The sequence below is a fragment of the Lysobacter helvus genome (assembly GCF_018406645.1).
GTDB lineage: Bacteria > Pseudomonadota > Gammaproteobacteria > Xanthomonadales > Xanthomonadaceae > Noviluteimonas > Noviluteimonas caseinilytica.
In genome coordinates this window covers 3,086,616-3,105,519 of sequence record NZ_AP024546.1, presented here as the reverse complement: position 1 = coordinate 3,105,519, position 18,904 = coordinate 3,086,616, and the positions used below count along the sequence as shown (strand labels likewise).

At 68.3% G+C, this 18,904-nt stretch carries 25 protein-coding genes; 9 read left to right on the top strand and 16 right to left on the bottom strand.

From position 1 onward, the window contains the following. Position 1: 1 nt before the first annotated feature. The 5 genes from LYSHEL_RS15200 to LYSHEL_RS15180 are packed head-to-tail and all read right to left on the bottom strand — an operon-like array spanning position 2 to position 5,808. Positions 2–688, bottom strand: a complete 687-nt coding sequence (locus LYSHEL_RS15200) for a DUF2461 domain-containing protein (protein ID WP_213434887.1) — start codon at positions 686–688, stop codon at positions 2–4. Then, positions 685–2,127: an exodeoxyribonuclease I gene (sbcB, locus tag LYSHEL_RS15195; protein ID WP_213434886.1), complete on the bottom strand. Its 1,443-nt coding sequence runs from the start codon at positions 2,125–2,127 to the stop codon at positions 685–687. Before sbcB ends, LYSHEL_RS15200 begins: the two co-directional genes overlap by 4 nt. Before the next feature lie 14 nt (positions 2,128–2,141). Further along, the gene (locus LYSHEL_RS15190) at positions 2,142–3,500 is read right to left on the bottom strand and encodes an FAD-dependent oxidoreductase (protein WP_213434885.1); all 1,359 of its coding nucleotides are present in this window, start codon (positions 3,498–3,500) and stop codon (positions 2,142–2,144) included. Continuing rightward, positions 3,497–4,789, bottom strand: coding sequence for a kynureninase (kynU, locus tag LYSHEL_RS15185; protein WP_213434884.1), 1,293 nt, complete (start codon positions 4,787–4,789; stop codon positions 3,497–3,499). Before kynU ends, LYSHEL_RS15190 begins: the two co-directional genes overlap by 4 nt. 8 nt (positions 4,790–4,797) lie before the next feature. Next, the gene (locus LYSHEL_RS15180) at positions 4,798–5,808 is read right to left on the bottom strand and encodes an amidohydrolase family protein (protein WP_213434883.1); all 1,011 of its coding nucleotides are present in this window, start codon (positions 5,806–5,808) and stop codon (positions 4,798–4,800) included. 90 nt (positions 5,809–5,898) lie between these two features. Here LYSHEL_RS15180 and LYSHEL_RS15175 point away from each other — a divergent pair, with 90 nt between their 5' ends. Together LYSHEL_RS15175 and LYSHEL_RS15170 are read left to right on the top strand one after the other, a co-directional pair. Then, on the top strand, positions 5,899–6,147 hold the full coding sequence (locus tag LYSHEL_RS15175) for a FitA-like ribbon-helix-helix domain-containing protein (RefSeq protein ID WP_244858574.1): 249 nt from the start codon (positions 5,899–5,901) through the stop codon (positions 6,145–6,147). Further along, complete coding sequence (locus LYSHEL_RS15170; RefSeq protein ID WP_213434882.1) at positions 6,144–6,554, top strand: type II toxin-antitoxin system VapC family toxin; 411 nt, start codon at positions 6,144–6,146, stop codon at positions 6,552–6,554. Before LYSHEL_RS15175 ends, LYSHEL_RS15170 begins: the two co-directional genes overlap by 4 nt. Positions 6,555–6,566: 12 nt before the next feature. Here the strand turns inward: LYSHEL_RS15170 and LYSHEL_RS15165 are convergent, their stop codons facing one another. Then, positions 6,567–6,923 carry a hypothetical protein gene (locus LYSHEL_RS15165; protein ID WP_213434881.1) on the bottom strand — a complete coding sequence of 119 codons (357 nt, stop codon included), beginning with the start codon at positions 6,921–6,923 and terminating at the stop codon, positions 6,567–6,569. Beyond that, the gene (locus LYSHEL_RS15160; protein ID WP_213434880.1) at positions 6,920–7,213 is read right to left on the bottom strand and encodes a hypothetical protein; all 294 of its coding nucleotides are present in this window, start codon (positions 7,211–7,213) and stop codon (positions 6,920–6,922) included. The genes LYSHEL_RS15165 and LYSHEL_RS15160 overlap by 4 nt, the downstream gene beginning before the upstream one ends. 86 nt (positions 7,214–7,299) lie before the next feature. Between LYSHEL_RS15160 and LYSHEL_RS15155 the strand changes: the two genes are divergently transcribed. Both LYSHEL_RS15155 and LYSHEL_RS15150 read left to right on the top strand, forming a co-directional pair. Then, positions 7,300–7,815 carry a DUF4760 domain-containing protein gene (locus tag LYSHEL_RS15155; protein ID WP_213434879.1) on the top strand — a complete coding sequence of 172 codons (516 nt, stop codon included), beginning with the start codon at positions 7,300–7,302 and terminating at the stop codon, positions 7,813–7,815. Positions 7,816–7,897: 82 nt separating this feature from the next. Then, positions 7,898–8,791 carry a hypothetical protein gene (locus tag LYSHEL_RS15150; protein WP_213434878.1) on the top strand — a complete coding sequence of 298 codons (894 nt, stop codon included), beginning with the start codon at positions 7,898–7,900 and terminating at the stop codon, positions 8,789–8,791. Positions 8,792–8,810: 19 nt separating this feature from the next. Here the strand turns inward: LYSHEL_RS15150 and LYSHEL_RS15145 are convergent, their stop codons facing one another. Genes LYSHEL_RS15145 through asnS form a run of 9 tightly spaced genes read right to left on the bottom strand, consistent with a single transcriptional unit; the run spans position 8,811 to position 15,400 of the window. Further along, positions 8,811–9,356 (bottom strand): 3-hydroxyanthranilate 3,4-dioxygenase, encoded by a 546-nt coding sequence (locus LYSHEL_RS15145; protein WP_213437863.1) that lies wholly within the window; start codon positions 9,354–9,356, stop codon positions 8,811–8,813. A gap of 2 nt (positions 9,357–9,358) precedes the next feature. Next, a complete protein-coding gene (locus tag LYSHEL_RS15140) occupies positions 9,359–9,793 on the bottom strand; it encodes a RidA family protein (RefSeq protein ID WP_213434877.1) in 435 nt (144 codons plus the stop codon). An 11-nt stretch (positions 9,794–9,804) separates the two neighbouring features. Beyond that, positions 9,805–10,470, bottom strand: coding sequence for a carbonate dehydratase (gene can / locus LYSHEL_RS15135; RefSeq protein ID WP_213434876.1), 666 nt, complete (start codon positions 10,468–10,470; stop codon positions 9,805–9,807). Further along, complete coding sequence (locus LYSHEL_RS15130) at positions 10,467–11,918, bottom strand: aldehyde dehydrogenase (RefSeq protein ID WP_213434875.1); 1,452 nt, start codon at positions 11,916–11,918, stop codon at positions 10,467–10,469. The genes can and LYSHEL_RS15130 overlap by 4 nt, the downstream gene beginning before the upstream one ends. A 10-nt stretch (positions 11,919–11,928) precedes the next feature. Further along, positions 11,929–12,714, bottom strand: coding sequence for an SDR family oxidoreductase (locus LYSHEL_RS15125; RefSeq protein WP_213434874.1), 786 nt, complete (start codon positions 12,712–12,714; stop codon positions 11,929–11,931). Between the two features lies 1 nt (position 12,715). Then, complete coding sequence (locus tag LYSHEL_RS15120) at positions 12,716–13,360, bottom strand: FMN-binding negative transcriptional regulator (protein ID WP_213434873.1); 645 nt, start codon at positions 13,358–13,360, stop codon at positions 12,716–12,718. A gap of 25 nt (positions 13,361–13,385) precedes the next feature. Continuing rightward, on the bottom strand, positions 13,386–13,685 hold the full coding sequence (locus LYSHEL_RS15115) for a hypothetical protein (RefSeq protein WP_244858573.1): 300 nt from the start codon (positions 13,683–13,685) through the stop codon (positions 13,386–13,388). A gap of 4 nt (positions 13,686–13,689) precedes the next feature. Continuing rightward, positions 13,690–13,995: a hypothetical protein gene (locus LYSHEL_RS15110; protein ID WP_213434871.1), complete on the bottom strand. Its 306-nt coding sequence runs from the start codon at positions 13,993–13,995 to the stop codon at positions 13,690–13,692. Between the two features lie 4 nt (positions 13,996–13,999). Next, positions 14,000–15,400: an asparagine--tRNA ligase gene (gene asnS, locus LYSHEL_RS15105; protein ID WP_213434870.1), complete on the bottom strand. Its 1,401-nt coding sequence runs from the start codon at positions 15,398–15,400 to the stop codon at positions 14,000–14,002. A gap of 109 nt (positions 15,401–15,509) precedes the next feature. On the opposite strand from asnS, the gene LYSHEL_RS15100 reads away from it, so the two are divergent. The 5 genes from LYSHEL_RS15100 to LYSHEL_RS15080 all read left to right on the top strand — a co-directional run bounded on the left by LYSHEL_RS15100 (position 15,510) and on the right by LYSHEL_RS15080 (position 18,878). Then, complete coding sequence (locus LYSHEL_RS15100; protein WP_213434869.1) at positions 15,510–15,848, top strand: HesB/IscA family protein; 339 nt, start codon at positions 15,510–15,512, stop codon at positions 15,846–15,848. A gap of 167 nt (positions 15,849–16,015) precedes the next feature. Next, positions 16,016–16,435 carry a 30S ribosomal protein S6 gene (gene rpsF / locus LYSHEL_RS15095; protein ID WP_213434868.1) on the top strand — a complete coding sequence of 140 codons (420 nt, stop codon included), beginning with the start codon at positions 16,016–16,018 and terminating at the stop codon, positions 16,433–16,435. A gap of 12 nt (positions 16,436–16,447) precedes the next feature. Beyond that, positions 16,448–16,678 carry a 30S ribosomal protein S18 gene (rpsR, locus tag LYSHEL_RS15090; RefSeq protein WP_213434867.1) on the top strand — a complete coding sequence of 77 codons (231 nt, stop codon included), beginning with the start codon at positions 16,448–16,450 and terminating at the stop codon, positions 16,676–16,678. 84 nt (positions 16,679–16,762) lie between these two features. Continuing rightward, positions 16,763–17,215: a 50S ribosomal protein L9 gene (gene rplI / locus LYSHEL_RS15085; RefSeq protein ID WP_213434866.1), complete on the top strand. Its 453-nt coding sequence runs from the start codon at positions 16,763–16,765 to the stop codon at positions 17,213–17,215. A gap of 250 nt (positions 17,216–17,465) precedes the next feature. Next, complete coding sequence (locus tag LYSHEL_RS15080) at positions 17,466–18,878, top strand: replicative DNA helicase (RefSeq protein WP_213434865.1); 1,413 nt, start codon at positions 17,466–17,468, stop codon at positions 18,876–18,878. Positions 18,879–18,904: the final 26 nt, after the last annotated feature.

Genomic DNA, 18,904 nt, shown 5'->3' with positions numbered 1-18,904 from the left:
CTCAAAACTCCAGGTCGAGCGCGGCGCACAGGTAATCGACGAACGGGCCCAGTGCAGCGAGGTCCGCGGACAAGGTCTGCCGCAAGCGCGGGCCGAGCATGGTCGCATCGTCGAGCGGGCGCAACGCAACGAAGTTGCGGCGGCGCAGGTCGTCGCGGTACGGGAAGTCTTCCGGATAGCCCTTCGGCATCCGCACCAGCATGTCGTCGTCGTCGAGGCTGAAGCGCTTCTCGAACGCGGGCGCATGCGCGGCCTGCTGCCAGCCGCCCGGGTTGTCGACGATGAACTGCCGCACCTGTCGCTGGATGGGCGTGGGCGAATGCCACAGCCCCGCGCCGACGAAGCAGTTGCCCGGCTGCAGGTGCATGTAGAACAACGGCGCTTCCACCTGGCGCCCGCGCGCATGCGTGAGCCGCGCGCCCTGCCAGGTCTTGTACGGCGTCTTGTCGTTGGCGAACCGCGTGTCGCGCTGGATGCGGTACAGCGAACCACCGACGGGGCGCGGGTCCACGCGGTACTGCAGGCTCACTTCGGCCAGCGCCGGTTCGAGGTCCTGCAGCAGCTTCTGGAACGGCGCGCGCACGTGAGTGTCGTACTGCGCCTTGTGCGCGAGGAACCACGGGCGCTCGTTGTTGCGCGCCAGGCCGCGCAGGAACTTGAACGTCGCTTCGGTGAAATACGTGCTCATGCCAGGGCGTGCCCGCGTTCGCGGCCCCAGGCGTCCAGGGCGTCGAGCAGCGCCAGGCGCTCGGGGGCTTCGGTGTTCAGGGTGCGCAACGCGGCGATCTCCGCGAAGAAGGTGTCGAAGGTGTACTCGGAGCGTCCCGTGTCGCGCGTCAAGCGGTCGCGACGATAGTCGTCCCAGCGCGTGCGTTCACCGGCATCGAGCGAGCCGGGCCAGTTGCGCGCGCGGTAGCGGAACAGCAGTTCGGCCATGCGCGGATCGCGGAACGCGAAGTCATGCGTGCCCAGCGAGGCCGGCGACAGCGAGCGCACGGTGGGGAACTTTCGCTTGTCGCCTTCGTCGAGGAAGCCGTCGTAGAGCGAGCCGTCGACGTCGGAGGGCGCGCGCGACCGCGACGCGGCGTACACCTGCCGCACTTTCTCCGCGAGCGCGGGGCCGGCGTCGCGCAGGCGCTGCGCGTTCGCCTCGCTGCGTGCGCGGTCGATGGCCAGGCGCGCGAAGTCGTTCGGACGCAGGTGCTCCCACGACACCAGCACGGGGCACTTGTTGGCGTGCACTTCCTTCAGCGCGACGCGCGTTGCGCCTTCGGGCAAATCGGCGGCGGGCGTGTAGAGGTGGTCGGCGATCGCTTCGGGATCCAGTGTCAGCAGCGCCTCGGGATCCTGGTCCAGGTCGAACACGATCACGCGGCTGTCGATCTGCGGATGGCGCGCGATCGGCAGCACGGGCGCGCTGCACAGGCGACTGGCCGGAAAACGCTGCGACACGTGCAGCACCGGTTGCATGCGCACGGGATCGAGCAACTGCGCGACGTAACGCTTGTCGCGCAGGCGCAGCGCGTAATCCCACAGGCGCGGTTGCGCCGCGCGGAACCGGCGCGCCAGCCCGACGAGCGCGACGACGTCCGACAAGGCTTCATGCGCATCGCCTTCGCGCACGCCGTTGGCGGTGGCGAGGTGTTCGAGGCGGAACGACACGAAGCCATCGTCGCGCAACGGCCATTCGAGGCCCTCGGGCCGCAGCGCATGCGCCAGGCGCATCACGTCGAGCAAATCCCAGCGGCTGTTGCCGTTGCGCCACTCGCGTTCGTAGGGATCGTAGAAGTTGCGGAACAGGCCGGCGCGCACGAACTCATCGTCGAAGCGCAGCGAGTTGTAGCCGAGCGTGCAGGTTTCCGGCCGTGCCATCTCCTCGAAGATGCGCGCGAACGCGGCCGCTTCGTTCACGCCTTCGCGCAACGCATGCTGCGGCGTGATGCCGGTGATCAGCGTGGCGACGGGCGAGGGCAGCAGGTCGTCGGCCGGCTGCACGTAGAAGCTGATGGGTTCGTCGATCGCGTTGAGTTCGGCGTCGGTGCGCAGCGCGGCGAACTGCGCGATCCGCGTGGTGCGCGGATCGGCGCCGAAGGTTTCCAGGTCGTAGAACAGGAAGCTGGCGGCCATGCGGCGGCGCGGGCTCAGGTTTCGGCCGGGAGCGGCGGCAGGCGGCGGAGGACTTCCGCATCCAGCCACGCGCGGTCCACGTCGGCGAGGGACGCGCGGCCTTGCGTCGCTTCGACCAGGAGCGCGCGTTGCACGCGGCCACGTTCCAACGCGGTGGCGTAGGGCAGGCGGCGGAAGGTGACCATCGCGTAGCGCGGGACGAAGCGGTCGGGGTGGCGGTCGGCGAGTTCGCGTTCGAGGTCGCGTTGCAGCAGGAAGTCCGCGTCGTCGACGCGTTCGCGCATCTCCAGGTAGTTCTCCAGCGCCATCGCCTGGATGGCGCGGGCGTTGGGGAGGCGTTCGGCTTCGAAGTCGGCGAAAGCCTGCGTGCGGTCCTCGGTGCGATCGAGGTGATCGGCGAGCGCGACGCAATCCTCGAACGCGCAGTTCATGCCCTGGCCGTGGAAGGGCACCATCGCGTGCGCGGCATCGCCGAGCAGCACGGCGCGATCGTCCAGGCACCAGCGGTCGAGGTACAGCGTGGCGAGGATGCCGATGGGGTTGCGGTCGAAGTCGCGTTCGAGGTTCGGGATGAGCGGGACCGCGTCTGCGAAGTCGCGTTCGAAGAACGCGCGGGCGTCGCTGCCAGTGCGAATGGTTTCGAACGAGGGGTCGCCTGCGCTCGGCAGGAACAGCGTGACGGTGAACGTGCGCTCGTCGTTCGGCAGCGCGATGCACATGTAGCGGCCGCGCGGCCAGATGTGCAACGCGTTCGGTTCGATGCGGAAGCCGCCGTCGGGCGCGGGCGGGATCTCGAGTTCCTTGTAGCCGTGGCCGAGGCCTTCGAAGCGTTCGCCGAGCGATGCGTGCGCGGACATCGCGGTGCGCAGGGCAGAGCCCGCGCCGTCGGCGCCGATGAGCGCGGTGAAGGCGTGGTCGTGCGACGCGCCGTTGGTGTCGTCGACGAACACCGCGTGGCGTGCATCGAAGTCCACGCTCTCGAGCCGGCGATCGAAATGCAGGCGGGCGCCCGCGCGTTCGGCGGCATCGAGCAGCGTGATGTTGAGCTCGCCGCGGCTGACGGACCAGATCACCTCGGAGTCGTCGCGGCCGTAGCGCAGCAACTGCTGGTGTCCGTCGGCCGCGTGCACCATGCGGCCGCGCATCATCACGGCCTTGTCGAGCACCGCACCATCGGCGCCGGCGGCGCGCAAGGCATGCAGCCCGCGTTCGGCAAGCGCGAGGTTGATCGACCGCCCGCCCGCGTAACCATGGACGCGCGGATCGCCGCGCCGCTCGAACACATCCACCGACCACCCGCGCTGCGCGAGCAGGGTGGCGAGCAGGCCGCCGGCCAGGCCGGCGCCGACGATGGTGAGGTGGCGCTGAGTCATGCGGCGCCCCGCCACGCGGCGACTTCGGTCGCGAAGCGCAGGATGTCCGCGCGGTTGTTGTACAACGGCGCCGGCGAGATGCGGATGACATCCGGCTCGCGCCAGTCGCCGATCACGCCGCGCGTGGCGAGGAAGTCGAACAGGTCGCGGCCCGCGGCGCGGCCCGTCAACCCGCGACCCTGCAACACGCGCAACGACAACTGTGCGCCGCGACGTTCGGGTTCGCCCGGCGTCACGATCTGCAGCGTGTCGGCCAGGCGCGCGCGGATCAGCGCTTCGAGATACGCGGTGAGCTCCAGCGAACGCGCACGCAACGCCGGCATCCCGGCCCGCGAGAACACCTCGAGCGACGCACGCAACGGCGCCAGCCCGAGGATCGGCGGATTGCTCAACTGCCAGCCTTCGGCCCCTGGCGTGGCCACGAACTTGCCGTCCATCTTGAAGCGCGACGCCTGGTCATGCCCCCACCAGCCCGCGAAACGCGGACGCGCGGTATGCGCATGCCGCGCATGCACGAAGCATCCTGCGACGGCGCCCGGCCCGGAATTCATGTACTTGTAGTGGCACCACACCGCGAAGTCCGCGTCGCTGTCGTGGAGGTGCACCGGCACGTTGCCGACCGCATGCGCGAGGTCGAAGCCGACGATCGCACCGGCCGCATGGCCGAGCCGCGCGATTTCCTTCAGGTCGAACGCCTGCCCGGTGCGGTACTGCACGCCGGGCCACACGATCGCGGCCAGGCGGTGGCCGTGTTCGGCGATCGCGGCGGCGATGGCATCCATCGAGATCGTGCCGTCGGCTTCGTCCGGCCGCAGTTCGATCAGGTCGGTTTCCGGATCGAAGCCGTGGAAGCGCACCTGCGATTCCAGCGCATGGCGATCGGACGGGAACGCGCCGGCTTCCATCAGGATCGCCGGCCGCTCGTGCGTGGGGCGATAGAAGCTGACGAGCATCAGGTGCAGGTTGGTCGTCAGCGAATTCATCGCGACGACTTCCGACGGTTCGGCACCGACCACGTTCGCGAGCGCATCGCGCACCAGCGCGTGGTACGGCATCCACGGCGCGGGTTCGAGGAAATGGCCTTCCACCGCTTCGTGCGCCCACTTGCCGAGGACTTCCTCGACCATGGCGCGCGCACCCTTCGGCTGCAGGCCGAGCGAGTTGCCGCAGAAGTAGGCCTGGGGCGCGCCGTCGTGCAACGGCAGGTGGAATTCGTCGCGGAAGCCGCGCAGCGGATCGGCGGCGTCGAGCGCAGCGATGCGCGCGGGGTCGAACAGGGAATCGGTCATCGAATCACTCAAGCAAAGCGTGAAGCAGGCAAGCCGAGCCATTCCAGCGCAGTGCCGTGGTAGAGGCGCGCCTGGTCCGTTGCGGAAAGGTCGAGCGCGGCGATGCCGGCGCCCGGTTCCTGCTCGCCGAGCGGGAAGGGATAGTCGGTGCCCAGCATCACGCGCGACGCGCCGCAGGTGTCGATCAGGTATTCCAGCGCGCGCGGATCGGCGACCCACGAATCGAAGTACAGGCGCGAGAGGTATTCGCGCGGGTTGCGGAAGTTGTCGGTGGCCACCAGGTCCGGCCGCATGTTGAAGCCGTGCTCGATGCGGCCGATGGTGTACGGGAAGCTGCCGCCGCCGTGCGCGAGGCAGATCTTCAGGTTGGGCAGGCGCTCCAGCACGCCGCCGAACACCAGGCAGCACGCGGCGCGCGATTGCTCGGCGGGCATGCCGACGAGCCACGGCAGCCAGTACTTCGGCATCGAGTCGGTGCCCATCATGTCCCACGGATGCACGAGCACCGCCGCGCCGAGTTCGCTCGCCGCTTCGAAGAACTCGAACAGTTCCGGCGCGTCGAGGTTCCAGTCGTTGACGTGCGAGCCGATCTGCACGCCCTGCAGGTCCAGTTCGTCCATGCAGCGTTCGAGTTCGCGCACCGCCAGCGACGGCGACTGCAGCGGCACCGTGCCGATGCCGGCGTAGTGGCGCGGGAAGTCGCGGCACGCCTGCGCGGTGTGGTCGTTGAGCGACTGGTGCAGTTCGAGCGCGTGGTGCGGCTTGGCCCAGTAACTGAACATCACCGGCACCGTGCTGATCACCTGCACCTGCACGCCGAAGCGCGCGTAGTCGTCCAGGCGGATCTGCGGGTCCCAGGTCTTCGGCCAGATCTCGCGGAAGAACTTGCCGTCCTTGTAGATGCGATGGCGGCCGTCGTCGCCGTGGTGGATCACGGGGAAGCGCAGGTCGCCGTACTTGGCCGCGAGGTCGGGCCAGTCGCGCGGCAGGAAATGGGCGTGGGTATCGATCTTGAGCATGGTGCATACGATACCCGAGGCGGCCTTGGCGACGCCCCGGTCGCGCTGCTAGCATTGCAGGCATCGACAGCATTGCCAGCGGAGGCCCGCATGAGCACGATCACCGTCCGCAACCTGCCCGACGATCTCAAGGCGCGCCTGCGCATGGAAGCCGCCGCGCACGGCCATTCGATGGAAGAAGAAGTGCGCGCGATCCTGCGGCGCGCGCTCACCGGGACGCCCTCGGCGAAAACCCCGCTCGGCCAGCGCATCCACGCACGATTCGCGGAACTGGGTGGCGCGAATCTCGAACCGCCGGCACGGCGCGAGCGCACGCGCGCTGCCAAGCTGCGGCCATGATCGTGCTCGACACCAACGTCGTCTCCGAGCTCATGCGCGCCAAACCCGAACCGCGCGTGCTGCGCTGGGTGGATGCGCAGCCTGCGGAGACGGTGGTGGTCACCGCGATTACCGTTGCGGAAGTGCTGTGCGGCATCGCGCGATTGCCGAAGGGCGCACGGCGCACGGGCCTGGAAGTCGCCGCGGCGCAGACCTTCGACGAAGACCTGATGGTGCTCCCGTTCGACGATGCCGCCGCGGTGGACTACGCCGCCATCGCCGCGTTGCAGGAATCGCGCGGCCGCAAGCTCGCGATCGCCGACGCGATGATCGCCGCCACGTGCCTGGCCGCCGGCGCCACGCTCGCCACGCGCAACGTCCGCGACTTCGCGGGGCTGGGGCTGGAGGTGGTGGATCCCTGGCGTTGAGCGGCGAGGCGATCAGTCCGGTGCGTGGCGATGGATGCCGTAGGGACTGCGGAGCCAGTAGTGGCATTGCTGGCAGTAGTCGACGCCCTCGGGCGGGCCCCGTTGCAGCACGCCGATCGGCGGGCGATTGCAGTGCGGACACAGCAGGGTCAACCGGTCCACGATCCGCGCGACCAGGAGCGGGATGAAGAGGGTCGCGAAAACCCGGCCCCACGTCCCGCTCTGCAACAAGACCGCCGCCATCGCCGACAGCGCCATGGCCAGCATCAACCCATGCTGGAATCGGCCGATCCCGCGTGCGCGCTGCGCAACGCGCGCGGCCCATGCCGCGATGACCGCGGGATCGTGCGTGGCGCGGTCGAGCTTCATGCCGGTCGCACCAGCAGGAGGCCACCGAAGGCGAGCAGGAAGAACGCCCACGGCGCCAGGTGCACCCATGGGTTCATGCGCCGGGTGCGATGCAGGTGGCGTGCGGCGATCGCGAACAACACCGCCAGGCCTGCGAACAGGCCCGCGGCATACAGGTAGCCGCTCCGGCTGGGGTCAGGATCGTCGGGCGGAGGCACGCGGGCGAAGGCGAAGCCCTTCGCCGCCAGCACCGCGCAAGGGATGCACAACGTCGCTTCCGCGACGGCAAGGCATTTCAGCAGCATGCGCACGATGGGATCCCCGGCGGCCCGGCCGTCGTGGGCGTTTATAGCAAAGCCAGCGTCCGGTCCGCCCGCAATCCGCCGTTGCCTGCGGCATGGACTTGCACGCCGCCGTCGACATCGCCCAGCTGGCCGGCACGGTCACGCTCATCGGCGGCGCCGTGTTCGGCCTGGTGCAGTTCTTTGAATACAAGAAGCAGCGCGCCGACGCGGTGGCGGCCGAGGTCATGCATACCTTCATCGGCGCGGAACTGGCGCGCGCGCTGACGATCCTGCGCGGCCTGCCCGATGCGGTGTCGGCCGAACGCTTGCGCGACGAAGGCTTCGAGGCCGAATACGCCGCCGTGCTGGTGTGCACCACGTTCGAAACGCTCGGCGTGCTGGTGTACAAGCGCATCGCGCCGTTCCCGCTGGTGGTGGAACTGGCGGGCGGGATCATCGTGGTGATGTGGCGCAAGCTCGGGCCGTGGCTGCAGCAGATCCGCGCGGAGCAGTCGCAACCTTCGTGGGCCGAGTGGTTCGAATGGCTCGCGCAGCAATGTGCGAAGCACAAGGACGAAGACGCGCCGGCCTACATCAAGCATGCGGGCTGGTCGCCCTGGAAGCGCTGAAACCGGACCGGCGTCCCGGTGGGCGGGTTGCGCGCCCGCCCCGGGCATGGCCCAATCGCCGCACGATTCCGGGGGAGTTTCGATGATGACGACGCGTACGACGAGGCCGCTCGCCGGCTATGGCTGGCTGGTGGATGGCATGCGCTTGCTGGACCGCAAACCCGCGACCCTGTTCGGGGCCATCGGGTTCTTCCTGGCGCTGTCCCTGCTGCCCACGGCGATCACGTTGCCGTTGCAATTGCAGTTCCAGCAGTCCATCCCGGTGATGATGGGCGTGATGGTGTTTTCCCTGCTGGCAGGCCTGGCGCTCGCCCCGATGCAGGGCGGCATGCTCCAGGTGCTGGATGCGATCGCCAACGATCGCCCGGTGCGGGCGCGCGATGTGTTCACGCCGTACCGGCATGCGGACCAGTTCTGGCCGCTGGTGGGGTTTGCCGTCGCGATCCTGGTGGTCTTCATCGCGCTGGTCCTCGTCGTGGCGCTGGTGCTGGGCGCCAGCGGGTGGTTCGCTGCGTGGCAGCAGATGGTGGCGCAACAGGCGCATCCGGGCGGCCACGCCGCGCTGCCGCCGCACTTCGGTGCGTTCATCGCGCTCTTCGTGCTGTTCTCGCCGATGTTCGTGGCGCTGACCGCGATCGGCTACGCGCAGGTCGCGATCGCCGGCCGCGGCGTGCTTGGCGCGTTGGCCGACGGCTTCGCCGGCGGCCTGAAGAACCTGCACGTGCTGTGGATCCTGATGATCGGCGTGCTGGTGGTGGGGATCGTGCTCGCGCTGATCATCGGCGTCGTGGCCGCGCTGCTCGGCATGGCCTTGAAGGCGCTCGGCACCGTCGCCTTGGTCGTGGTGCTTGGCGCGTTCTATCTCGCGGCGATGGTGGTGATGTACGCGGTGTGGTTCGCCTTCGCCTACCGGATGTGGCGCGACGTCTGCGCGGTGGACGACAGCGGCAACATGCCGCAACCGCTCGCGGCCTGAGGCCCGGCGTGGTGCCGGATCAGGTATCCGGCATCACGTACTTCGACGGGGCGGGGTTCACGTGCCCGCACTGCTTGCACGTGCGGTGTTCGAGCGAGGAATAGAAGCGGTCGAACACCGGCGGGAAGTCCTGCTCGATGTCGTGCAGCTTGAAGAATTCCTCGAACAGCTTGCCGTTGCACTGCTCGCAGAACCACATCAGCCCGTCGAGTTCGTGCGGCAGGCGGCGGCGTTCGATCACCAGGCCCACCGAGTCGGGCATGCGCTGCGGCGAATGCGGCACGCGCGGCGGCAGCAGGAACGTCTGGCCCGCGCGGATCGGGATGTCGCGCACGCGGCCGACGCCGTCATCACCATGCTCCTGGATGCGCAGCACCATCTCGCCTTCGAGCTGGTAGAACCACTCGGCGCCTTCGTCCCAGTGGTAATCGGTGCGCTGGTTCGGGCCGCCGACCACCATCACGATGAAATCGCCGGCGAAGACCACCTTGTTGCCGACCGGCGGCTTCAGCAGGTGCCGGTGTTCTTCGATCCAGGCCTGCAGGTCGATGGGATCGGGCAGCATGCTCACGCGCCTCCGCGCGGCAGGGCGGCCACGCACTTGAGTTCGATCGCGATCGGTGTCGGCAACGCGGTGATGCCGAGCGTGGTGCGGCACGGCGCCGTCGCAGGATCGGGGAAATGTTCGGCCCACACCGCATTGTAGGCCTTGAAGTCGCGCGCCATGTCGGTGAGGTAGACGGTGACGTCGACCAGGTCTTCCCAACGCGCGCCACTGGCTTCCAGCACCGCGCGCACGTTGGCGAACACCGCGCGCGCCTGCGCATCGATGTCGTACTTGCGCACGCGGCCGTCGGCGAAATAATCGTTGCCCGGGATCGCGTTGGTGGCCGCGTCGCGCGGGCCGATGCCGGAGAGGAACAGCAACTCGCCGACGCGCCGCGCGTGCGGATACGCGCCGACGGGGGCGGGGGCGGCGCTGGTCCGGATGGTATTGGACATGTCCACGTCGCTCATTCGCGGGCCTTCGACTTGCGGATGCGCGCCAGCGCGCTGTCGTACGCCGGTTGCAGTTCGTCCGAGGCGGACACGCCGAGTTCGAGGTCGTTGACGCGCCCGTCCAGCAGCGAATAGCACCAGCCATGCACGCTCAGCGTCTGCCCGCGCGCCCAGGCATCCTGCACGATCGTGGTCTGGCAGACGTTGGCGACCTGCTCGATGACGTTGAGTTCGCACAGGCGCGCGTGGCGCATCGACTCGGTGTCCACTTCGTCGAGCAGCGCCGCGTGCTTGTTCGCCACGTCGCCTACGTGCCGCAGCCAGTTGTCCGCCAGGCCCACGCGCTTGCCCGTCATGCTCGCGTGCACGCCGCTGCAGCCGTAGTGGCCGGTGACCAGGATGTGCTCGACCTTCAGCAGGTCCACCGCGAACTGGATGACCGACAGGCAATTGAGGTCCGCGTGCACCACCACGTTGGCGATGTTGCGGTGGACGAACACCTCGCCCGGATCCAGCCGCATGATCTGGTTGGCGGGCACGCGCGAATCCGAACAGCCGATCCACAGGTACTTCGGCGATTGCTGGCTCGACAGACGCTTGAAGAAGCCCGGGTCGTCGCGGCGGACCTGTTCGGCCCATTCGCGGTTGTTCTTCAGCAGGTCTTCGAGGCGACGGGTCATCGCACGGGCTCCGGAAGGGCAGGGCTTCGCAATGCGATGCCGATGTTGCGGGGTTCGGTGAAGAAACGCATGGCTTCCATGCCGCCTTCGCGGCCGAGACCGGACTGGCCGGTGCCGCCGAACGGCGTGCGCAGGTCGCGCATCAGCCAGGTGTTGATCCACACCATGCCGCAGTGCAGCTGCGCGGCGATGTGGTGGGCGCGATCGAGGTCGCGCGTCCACACGGACGCGGACAGGCCGTAGTCGCCGGCGTTGGCGCGTTGCAAGGCGTCGGCGTCGTCTTCGAACGCCTGCAGCGTTGCGACGGGGCCGAAGATTTCTTCGCGATTGGTGGCGCAATCGGGGCCGAGGCCATCGATCACCGTGGGCGCGACGAACCAGCCCGGGCGATCGATCACGCCGCCACCGCAACGCACCTGGCCGCCTTCGTCCTTCGCGCGCGCGATGGCGGCCACGACCTTGTCGAAATGCGCCTGCGAGACGAGCGGGCCGAGTTCGGTGCCGGGCTCGCCGGGATTGCCGACCTTCAGGGCGCGCGCGCGCTCGACGAACGCATCGCGGAATTCCGCGTAGATGGAGCGCTGCACCAACAGGCGCGAACCGCAGAGGCAGATCTGTCCGCTGTTCTGGAACGCCGAGCGCACGATCGTGTCCAGGTTGCGTTCCCAGTCGCTGTCGGCGAAGACGAGCGTGGGATTCTTGCCGCCCAGCTCCAGCGACACTTTCTTCAGCAGCGGCGCGGCCATCGTCGCGATGCGCTTGCCGACCAGCGTGCTGCCGGTGAACGACACCGCTTTGGTGCGCGCGTCCAGCACCATCGGTTCGCCGACGTCCGGGCCGAGGCCATGCACGACGTTGAGCACGCCGGCGGGGAACCCGATCTCCGCGGCGAGTGCGGCGAGCATCGTCGCCGTGTGCGGCGTGATCTCGGAAGGCTTGGCCACCACCGTGTTGCCGGCCGCGAGCGCGGGCGCGATCTTCCAGGTGAACAGGTACAACGGCAGATTCCACGGCGAGATCGTGGCGACCACGCCCAGCGGCATGCGCAAGGTGTAGTTGAGCCCGGCCTGGCCGTGGTGCGATTCGCTGGAGAACTGCGTGGCGGCGTGCGCGAAGAACCGCAGGTTGCTGATCGCGCGCGGGATCTCCACCTCGCGCGCCAGCTTGATGGGCTTGCCGCCATCGCGCGATTCGGCCTGCGCGAAATCCTCCAGCCGCGCTTCCAGCGCATCGGCCAGGCGTTCCATCCAGCGCGCGCGTTCGGCGTTGGGCAGTTGCGACCACATCGGGAAGGCGCGCGCCGCGGCGCTGATCGCGGCGTCGACGTCGCGCGCATCGCCCGCGGCGACCTGCGCGTACGGCTGCGCGGTGGCGGGGTCGAACACGTCCAGCCACCGGCCGTTCGCCGCCGGTCGTGCCTGGCCATCGATCCAGTGCGTGAGTTGCATGCGCGGCAGCTTACAGCGACTTCGTGCGGCCGCCGTCGACCGGCACGTTGATGCCGTTGACGTAGCCCGCCGCGGGCGAACACAGGAAGGCGATCACCGCGGCGAGTTCACTCGCGTCGGCGAAGCGCCCGGCCGGCACCGTCGCGAGCATGCCGTCGGCGATTGCGGACTCGGGCTTGCCGGTGGCTTGCGCGCGGTCGTGCAGGATCTGGTCGAGGCGCTGCGTGCGCGTGTAGCCCGGCAGCACGTTGTTGACGGTGATGCCGAAGCCGCCGAGCTCGGTGGCGAGCGTCTTCGCCCAGCTGGCGACCGCGCCGCGGATGGTGTTGGACACGCCGAGGTTGGCGATGGGTTCCTTCACCGAGGTCGAGATCACGTTGACGATGCGGCCGAAGCCCGCGGCCTGCATGCCGGGCAGCACGGCCTGCACGAGCGCCTGGTTGGCGAGCAGGTGCTGGCGGAACGCGCGTTCGAAGCTCGCCGCGTCCGCCGCATTCGCGGGGCCGCCGGGCGGGCCGCCGGTGTTGTTGACCAGGATGTGCACGCGCTTGCCGTTCGCGAGCGCCTGCGCTTGCGCGTGGAGCCGATCGGTGTCGAGCACGTCGGCGCTGAGGTAGCCGTGCGCCTGCGATCCCGTGCTCGGCAATTCGGCGACCACCGCTTCCAGCGCGTCGGCGCGGCGCGCGAGCACGGTGACGTCGGCGCCGAGCAATGCGAGTTCGTGCGCGGTCGCGCGGCCGATGCCCTCGGAGGCGCCGCAGACGAGGGCGTGCTTGCCGGAAAGGTTCAGGTCCAAATCAGTCTCCTGCGACCGGATCGGTCGTACGGTCGAGCGTGGCGCGCATCAGGCGCGCGACGGCGCGGCTGGCGTCGGAGGTTTGGGCACCCAGTTGCGCGATGACGGCTTCGCGGTTCGCATCGGGGTGGTTCTGGCTGAGCTTGGCTTTCAGTTCGACGCGATCGCACAACATGCGGAAGCCGGTGATGCCGCGCAGGAGCGCACGATGCGAATCGCGTTCGTGTTCGAATTCCCAGGCTTGGCCCACGCTCGCTTCGTGCTTCGCGGTCAGGTCGGACACGATCGCGGCGAGCGAGGCTTCGTCGTCGAGGCGCTCGAGCGTGCCGTGCAGGTGCGCGACGACGTAATTCCACGTCGGCACGCGCGAGGCTTCCTCCTTGTCGGGATACCAGGACGGCGACACGTACGCGTGCGGGCCGTGCACGATCGCGAGCGCGGGGCCGGTATGCGTGGACTGCGGGTTCGGTTTCGCCCAGTGGCCGCGCAGTTCGATGCGCGCGCCATCGCGGCGGTACAGGACGGGCAGGTGGCTCACCGTCGGCACGCCGTCAACGACGGTGACCAGGGTGATGAAGGCGTCCTGCGCGATCAGCGCATCGAGTGCGGCGGGGTCGTGGTCGGCGAAGGCGCGGGGGAGGTACATCGCATTCGTTCCGGGGGCGTGCGCGTCAGTGGCGCGGTGCGAGTTGCTGGACCATCAGCGGGCGCAGGGCCTCGTCCGTCTCCGCGCGGGGCGGGGCGACGGTGTCGAGGTCGATGCCGCGGTCGATCGCATCGTCGCTGTCCAGGCCGTCCCATTCGACGAACTCGGCATCCATCAACGCCGCGCGTGCGGTGTCTTCGCTGTCGTACACCAGCGTGTTGCCGTCGCTGTCGAACACTTCCGCCGTGCCGGCCTCGCGCACGCGCAGGCGCGCCCAGACCACCGTGCGACCGAGCGTCGCCAGCCACCACTGTGCGTGGAGCATCTCTTCAGACATACACCACCGACCAGGCCCACAGCAGCGCCGCGGCGATGAGGCCCGCGAAGATGATGATCAGCGACACGCGCGCCGGCGTGGCCAGCCCGCTGAGGTTGCGGTCGCGCGCCTCGCGATAGCCGCCGCGCAGCAGCCACGCGAGCGCGGCCGGCTTGAGGAACGCACCGGTGCCGAGCTGCGCCGCGATCGGCGGATGCTTGTCGCGCACGTGCACCAGCGCCAGCGGCCAGAAGATCACGAACGCGGTGGCGCCCGCGATGGCGATGGCGACGAAGAGCAGGGCGAAGAAGAGGATCAACGGATCAGTACTCGGCGTGGCCCGGCGTGCGCGGATACGGGATCGCGTCGCGGATGTTGTTCAGGCCGCACACGTAGACGACGAGGCGCTCGAACCCCAGGCCGAAGCCGGCGTGCGGCACGGTGCCGTAGCGGCGGAAATCGCGGTACCAGCCGTAGTGCGCCGGGTCCAGGCCGAACTGCGCCATGCGCGCATCCAGCACGTCCAGGCGTTCCTCGCGCTGCGAGCCGCCGATGATCTCGCCGATGCCCGGCGCCAGCACGTCCATCGCGGCGACGGTCTTGCCGTCGTCGTTCAGGCGCATGTAGAAGGCCTTGAAGTGTTCCGGGTAGTTCATCACCACCACCGGGCGGCCGACGTGCACTTCGGTCAGCCATCGCTCGTGCTCGGTCTGCAGGTCCAGGCCCCATTCGACCGGGAAGTCGAACTTCACCTTCGAGTCCTGCAGCAATTTGATGGCATCGGTGTAGTCGATGCGTTCGAACGGCGCGTTGACGAAGGTCTCCAGGCGCGTGATCGCATCCTTCTGCACGCGCTCGGCGATGAAGGCCATGTCGTCCGAGCGCTCGGTGAGCACCGCGCGGAACAGGTACTTGAGGAAGTCCTCGGCCAGGCGCGCGTCGGTGTCGAGGTCGGCGAAGGCGATCTCCGGCTCGATCATCCAGAACTCGGCCAGATGCCGCGTGGTGTTGCTGTTCTCCGCGCGGAACGTCGGGCCGAAGGTGTAGACCTTGCTCAGCGCCAGGCAGAACGCTTCGACGTTGAGCTGGCCGGACACCGTGAGGAAGGTTTCTTTCCCGAAGAAGTCGCGCGAGAAATCCACCGCGCCCGACGGATCGCGGGGCAGGTTGGCCATGTCGAGCGTGGACACGCGGAACATCTGGCCCGCGCCTTCGGCGTCGGACGTGGTGACGATCGGCGTGTTGACCCAGTAGAAGCCCTGCTCGTGGAAGAAGCGGTGCACCGCCTGGGCCAGGCAATGGCGGATGCGCGTGACCGCGCCGAACAGGTTGGTGCGCGGGCGCAGGTGGGCGACTTCGCGGAGGAATTCGAGCGAATGGGCCTTGGGCTGGATGGGGTAGGTTTCCGGATCCTCGACCCAGCCGACCACTTCCACGTGGTTGGCCTGCAGCTCGTACGACTGACCCTGGCCCTGCGAGGCGACCAGCACGCCGCGCGCGATGACCGCGCAACCGGCCGTCAGGCGGCGCACTTCGTCCTCGTAATTGGGCAGGGTGTCGGGCGCGACCACCTGGATGGGCGCGAAGCACGACCCGTCGCTGACGTTGATGAAGCTCAGCCCGGCCTTGGAGTCGCGCCGGGTGCGCACCCAGCCGCGGACCGTGACTTCGCCGCCGACGGGCATCTTGCCCGCGAGCGCGTGTTCGACGCTGACCACCGTCATGCCTTGATTCCTCTTCGCTCGACCGCCAACTGTGAACGGCGAAGTGTACCGGAGCGGGATTGCGCCCCGCCGCACGCTTACAATCCGACGCACGTTCCCGGAGTCCCGCATGTCCATCCGCCTCGCCCCTGCCGCCCTCGACCGCATCCGCGGGTTCCTCGCCGCCGATCCCGGCGCGCTGGGCCTGCGCTTCGGCGTGCAGAAGACCGGCTGTTCGGGCTGGGGCTACATCGCCGACCTGGCCCGCGAAGAGCGCCCCGGCGACACGGTGTTCGACGATTCGGGCGTGAAGGTGTTCGTGGATGCCGACAGCCTGGGCCTGGTGGACGGCACCCTGATCGACTTCCGGAAGCAGGGCCTGTCGGAGCAGTTCGTCTTCGAGAACCCCAACGTCACCGCCGAATGCGGCTGCGGCGAGAGCTTCACGACCAAGGCCGACGCGGCCTGAAGCCCCGCGGGCTTGCCGTAAGCCCCTGATTCCCCCATAATTTCGCGCCCTCGTTCCGGCCCACCGGCCTGTCGAGGTCCCTTGCTCCACCGGGCGGCGGTATCGCTGCACTCCCCGGGGGGCTGTCAGGTCCGTGCATGACGGGCCACATCCACAAGGAAATACCGATGCGTCATTACGAAATCGTGTTCCTGGTCCATCCGGACCAGAGCGAGCAGGTGCCGGCCATGGTCGAGCGCTACAAGTCGCTCATCGAGAACGGCAACGGCAAGATCCACCGCCTGGAAGACTGGGGCCGCCGCCAGCTGGCGTACCCGATCGAAAACCTGGTGAAGGCGCACTACGTGCTGCTGAACATCGAAGCCGACCAGGCCGTGCTCACCGAGCTCGTCGATACCTTCCGCTTCAACGACGCGGTGCTGCGCCACCTGGTCATGAAGCGCGACGACGCGGTCACCGAGCAGTCGCTGATCATGAAGAACAAGGACGAGAAGGGCGACAAGCCCGAGCGTGGCGAACGTCGCCGCCGCGATGAAGACGGCGCCATTGGCGTTGCCGACACCGACGACTCCGCCGAAGCCGCCTAAGGAATCCTGACCATGTCCAAGTTCTTCCGCCGCCGCAAGTTCTGCAAGTTCACCGCCGAGGGTGTCAAGGAGATCGATTACAAGGATCTCAACACGCTCCGCCAGTACCTGACCGAGACCGGCAAGATCGTGCCGAGCCGCATCACGGGTACCAAGTCGAAGTACCAGCGCCAGCTGCAGACCGCCGTCAAGCGTTCGCGCTTCCTCGCGCTGATTCCCTACACGGACAACCACAACGCGTAAGCGTTGGTTCGTTCGCCGTCCATTCGGACAGCAACCCAGTTGCGGCGCGCCGGTGCGCGCCGCTAACGAATACGGAGCACCACCATGGATCTGATCCTCCTGCAGAAAGTCACCAACCTCGGCAACCTCGGCGACAAGGTCAAAGTGAAGCCGGGTTACGGCCGCAACTTCCTCGTGCCGCAGGGCAAGGCCGTGCCGGCCACCGCCGCCAACGTCGCCGAGTTCGAAGCCAAGCGCGCCGAGTACGAAGCCAAGGCCAAGGCCTCGCTGGACGGCGCCGAAGGCCGCAAGGCGAAGCTGGAAGGCACCTCGGTCACCATCGCCGCCAATGCGTCGACGGAAGGCAAGCTGTACGGCTCGGTCGGCCCGCGCGACATCGCAGAAGCCCTGACCGCCGCCGGCACGCCGGTGGAGAAGTCGGAAGTCGTGATGGGCGAAGGCCCGCTGCGCAACATCGGCGAATACGACGTCCTCGTGCACCTGCACGCCGACATCGAGACGACCGTCAAGGTCATCGTCGTCGCCGAAGCCGCGTAAGCGATCGCGACAACGCGTTGAACGGACGGGCGCCTGCGAAGGCGCCCGTTTCCGTTTGCGCGACCAAAAAAACCGACCGTCCGTCCCTATTGCTCTCGCAATCGCAGCCCGTGAGATTTGCACCGGTTATCCACAGGGTTATCTGCAACACATTGGCCAGCGGACGACTAGGATTGCCGCCTGTCGCCGCCGAGGCGATCACGAAAACAACGTGACGCCATGACGTCGCGGCAGGGGAGCGAATCAACAGATGAGCGTGCGCCAGGGTTTGCGTTCCGATGCCGCGTTCTCCACGCGGAACGATGACCGCGTCGAGCGGTTGCGCATTCCCCCGCAGTCGGTGGAGGCCGAGCAGGCCGTCCTCGGCGGGCTCATGCTTTCCCCGGAAGCCTACGACCGCGTCGCCGACGCCCTGGTCGAAACCGACTTCTACCGCCGCGACCACCAGCTGATCTTCCGCGCGATCCGCGAGCTGGCCGAACGCAACAAGCCCTACGACGCGGTGACGCTGGGCGAATGGTTCGAGTCGATGGGCCTGTCGGAGCAGGTGGCCGGCGGCGCGTACCTGATCGAACTCGCCAGCACCACGCCGTCGGCGGCCAACATCAAGGCCTACGCCGACATCGTGCGCGACAAGGCCGTGCTGCGGCAGCTGATCGACGTCGGCACCGGCATCGTCAACGATGGCTTCCTGCCCGACGGCCGCGACAGCACCGAGATCCTCGCCAAGGCCGAGCAGGACGTGTTCGCGATCGCCGAAGCCGGCGCGCGCGGCCGCACCGACTTCACCCCGGTGACCAAGGCGCTGTCGGAAGCCTTCGACGTGCTGCAGAAGCGCTACGAGAGCGGCGGCAGCGTCACCGGCCTGCCGACGGGCTACACCGAATTCGACGAAATGACGGCGGGCCTGCAGCCCACCGACCTGCTGATCCTCGCCGCGCGCCCCGCGATGGGCAAGACCACGCTCGCGCTGAACATGGCCGAGTACGCGGCGATGAAGACCAAGAAGGCCGTCGCGGTCTTCTCGATGGAAATGTCGGCCTCGCAGCTTGCACTGCGCCTGATTTCCTCCACCGGCCGCGTCAACGCCACGCGCCTGCGCACCGGCCAGCTCGAGGACGAGGACTGGAGCCGCGTGACCAGTGCGATCCGCCTGCTGCGCGACGCGAAGATCTTCATCGACGACACGCCGGCGCTGTCGCCCGACATGCTGCGCGCCAAGTCGCGTCGCCTCAAGCGCGAGCACGACCTGGGCCTGATCGTCATCGACTACCTGCAGCTGATGGCGGTGCCGGGCAACAGCGAGAACCGCGCGACCGAGATCTCCGAGATCTCGCGCTCGCTCAAGGGCCTGGCGAAGGAACTCAACGTGCCGGTGATCGCGCTCTCGCAGCTCAACCGCTCGCTGGAAACGCGCACCGACAAGCGCCCCGTGATGGCCGACCTGCGCGAATCCGGCGCCATCGAGCAGGACGCGGACGTGATCGTCTTCATCTACCGCGACGAGTACTACAACAAGGAAAACTCGCCGGACAAGGGCCTGGCCGAAGTGATCATCGGCAAGCAGCGTAACGGCCCGACCGGTTCGATCAAGCTGAAGTTCTTCGGCGAATACACGCGGTTCGACAACCTGGCCCACGATTCGGTGGGCAGCTTCGAGTAGTTCCCCCAACCTGCGAAGGAGGCGGC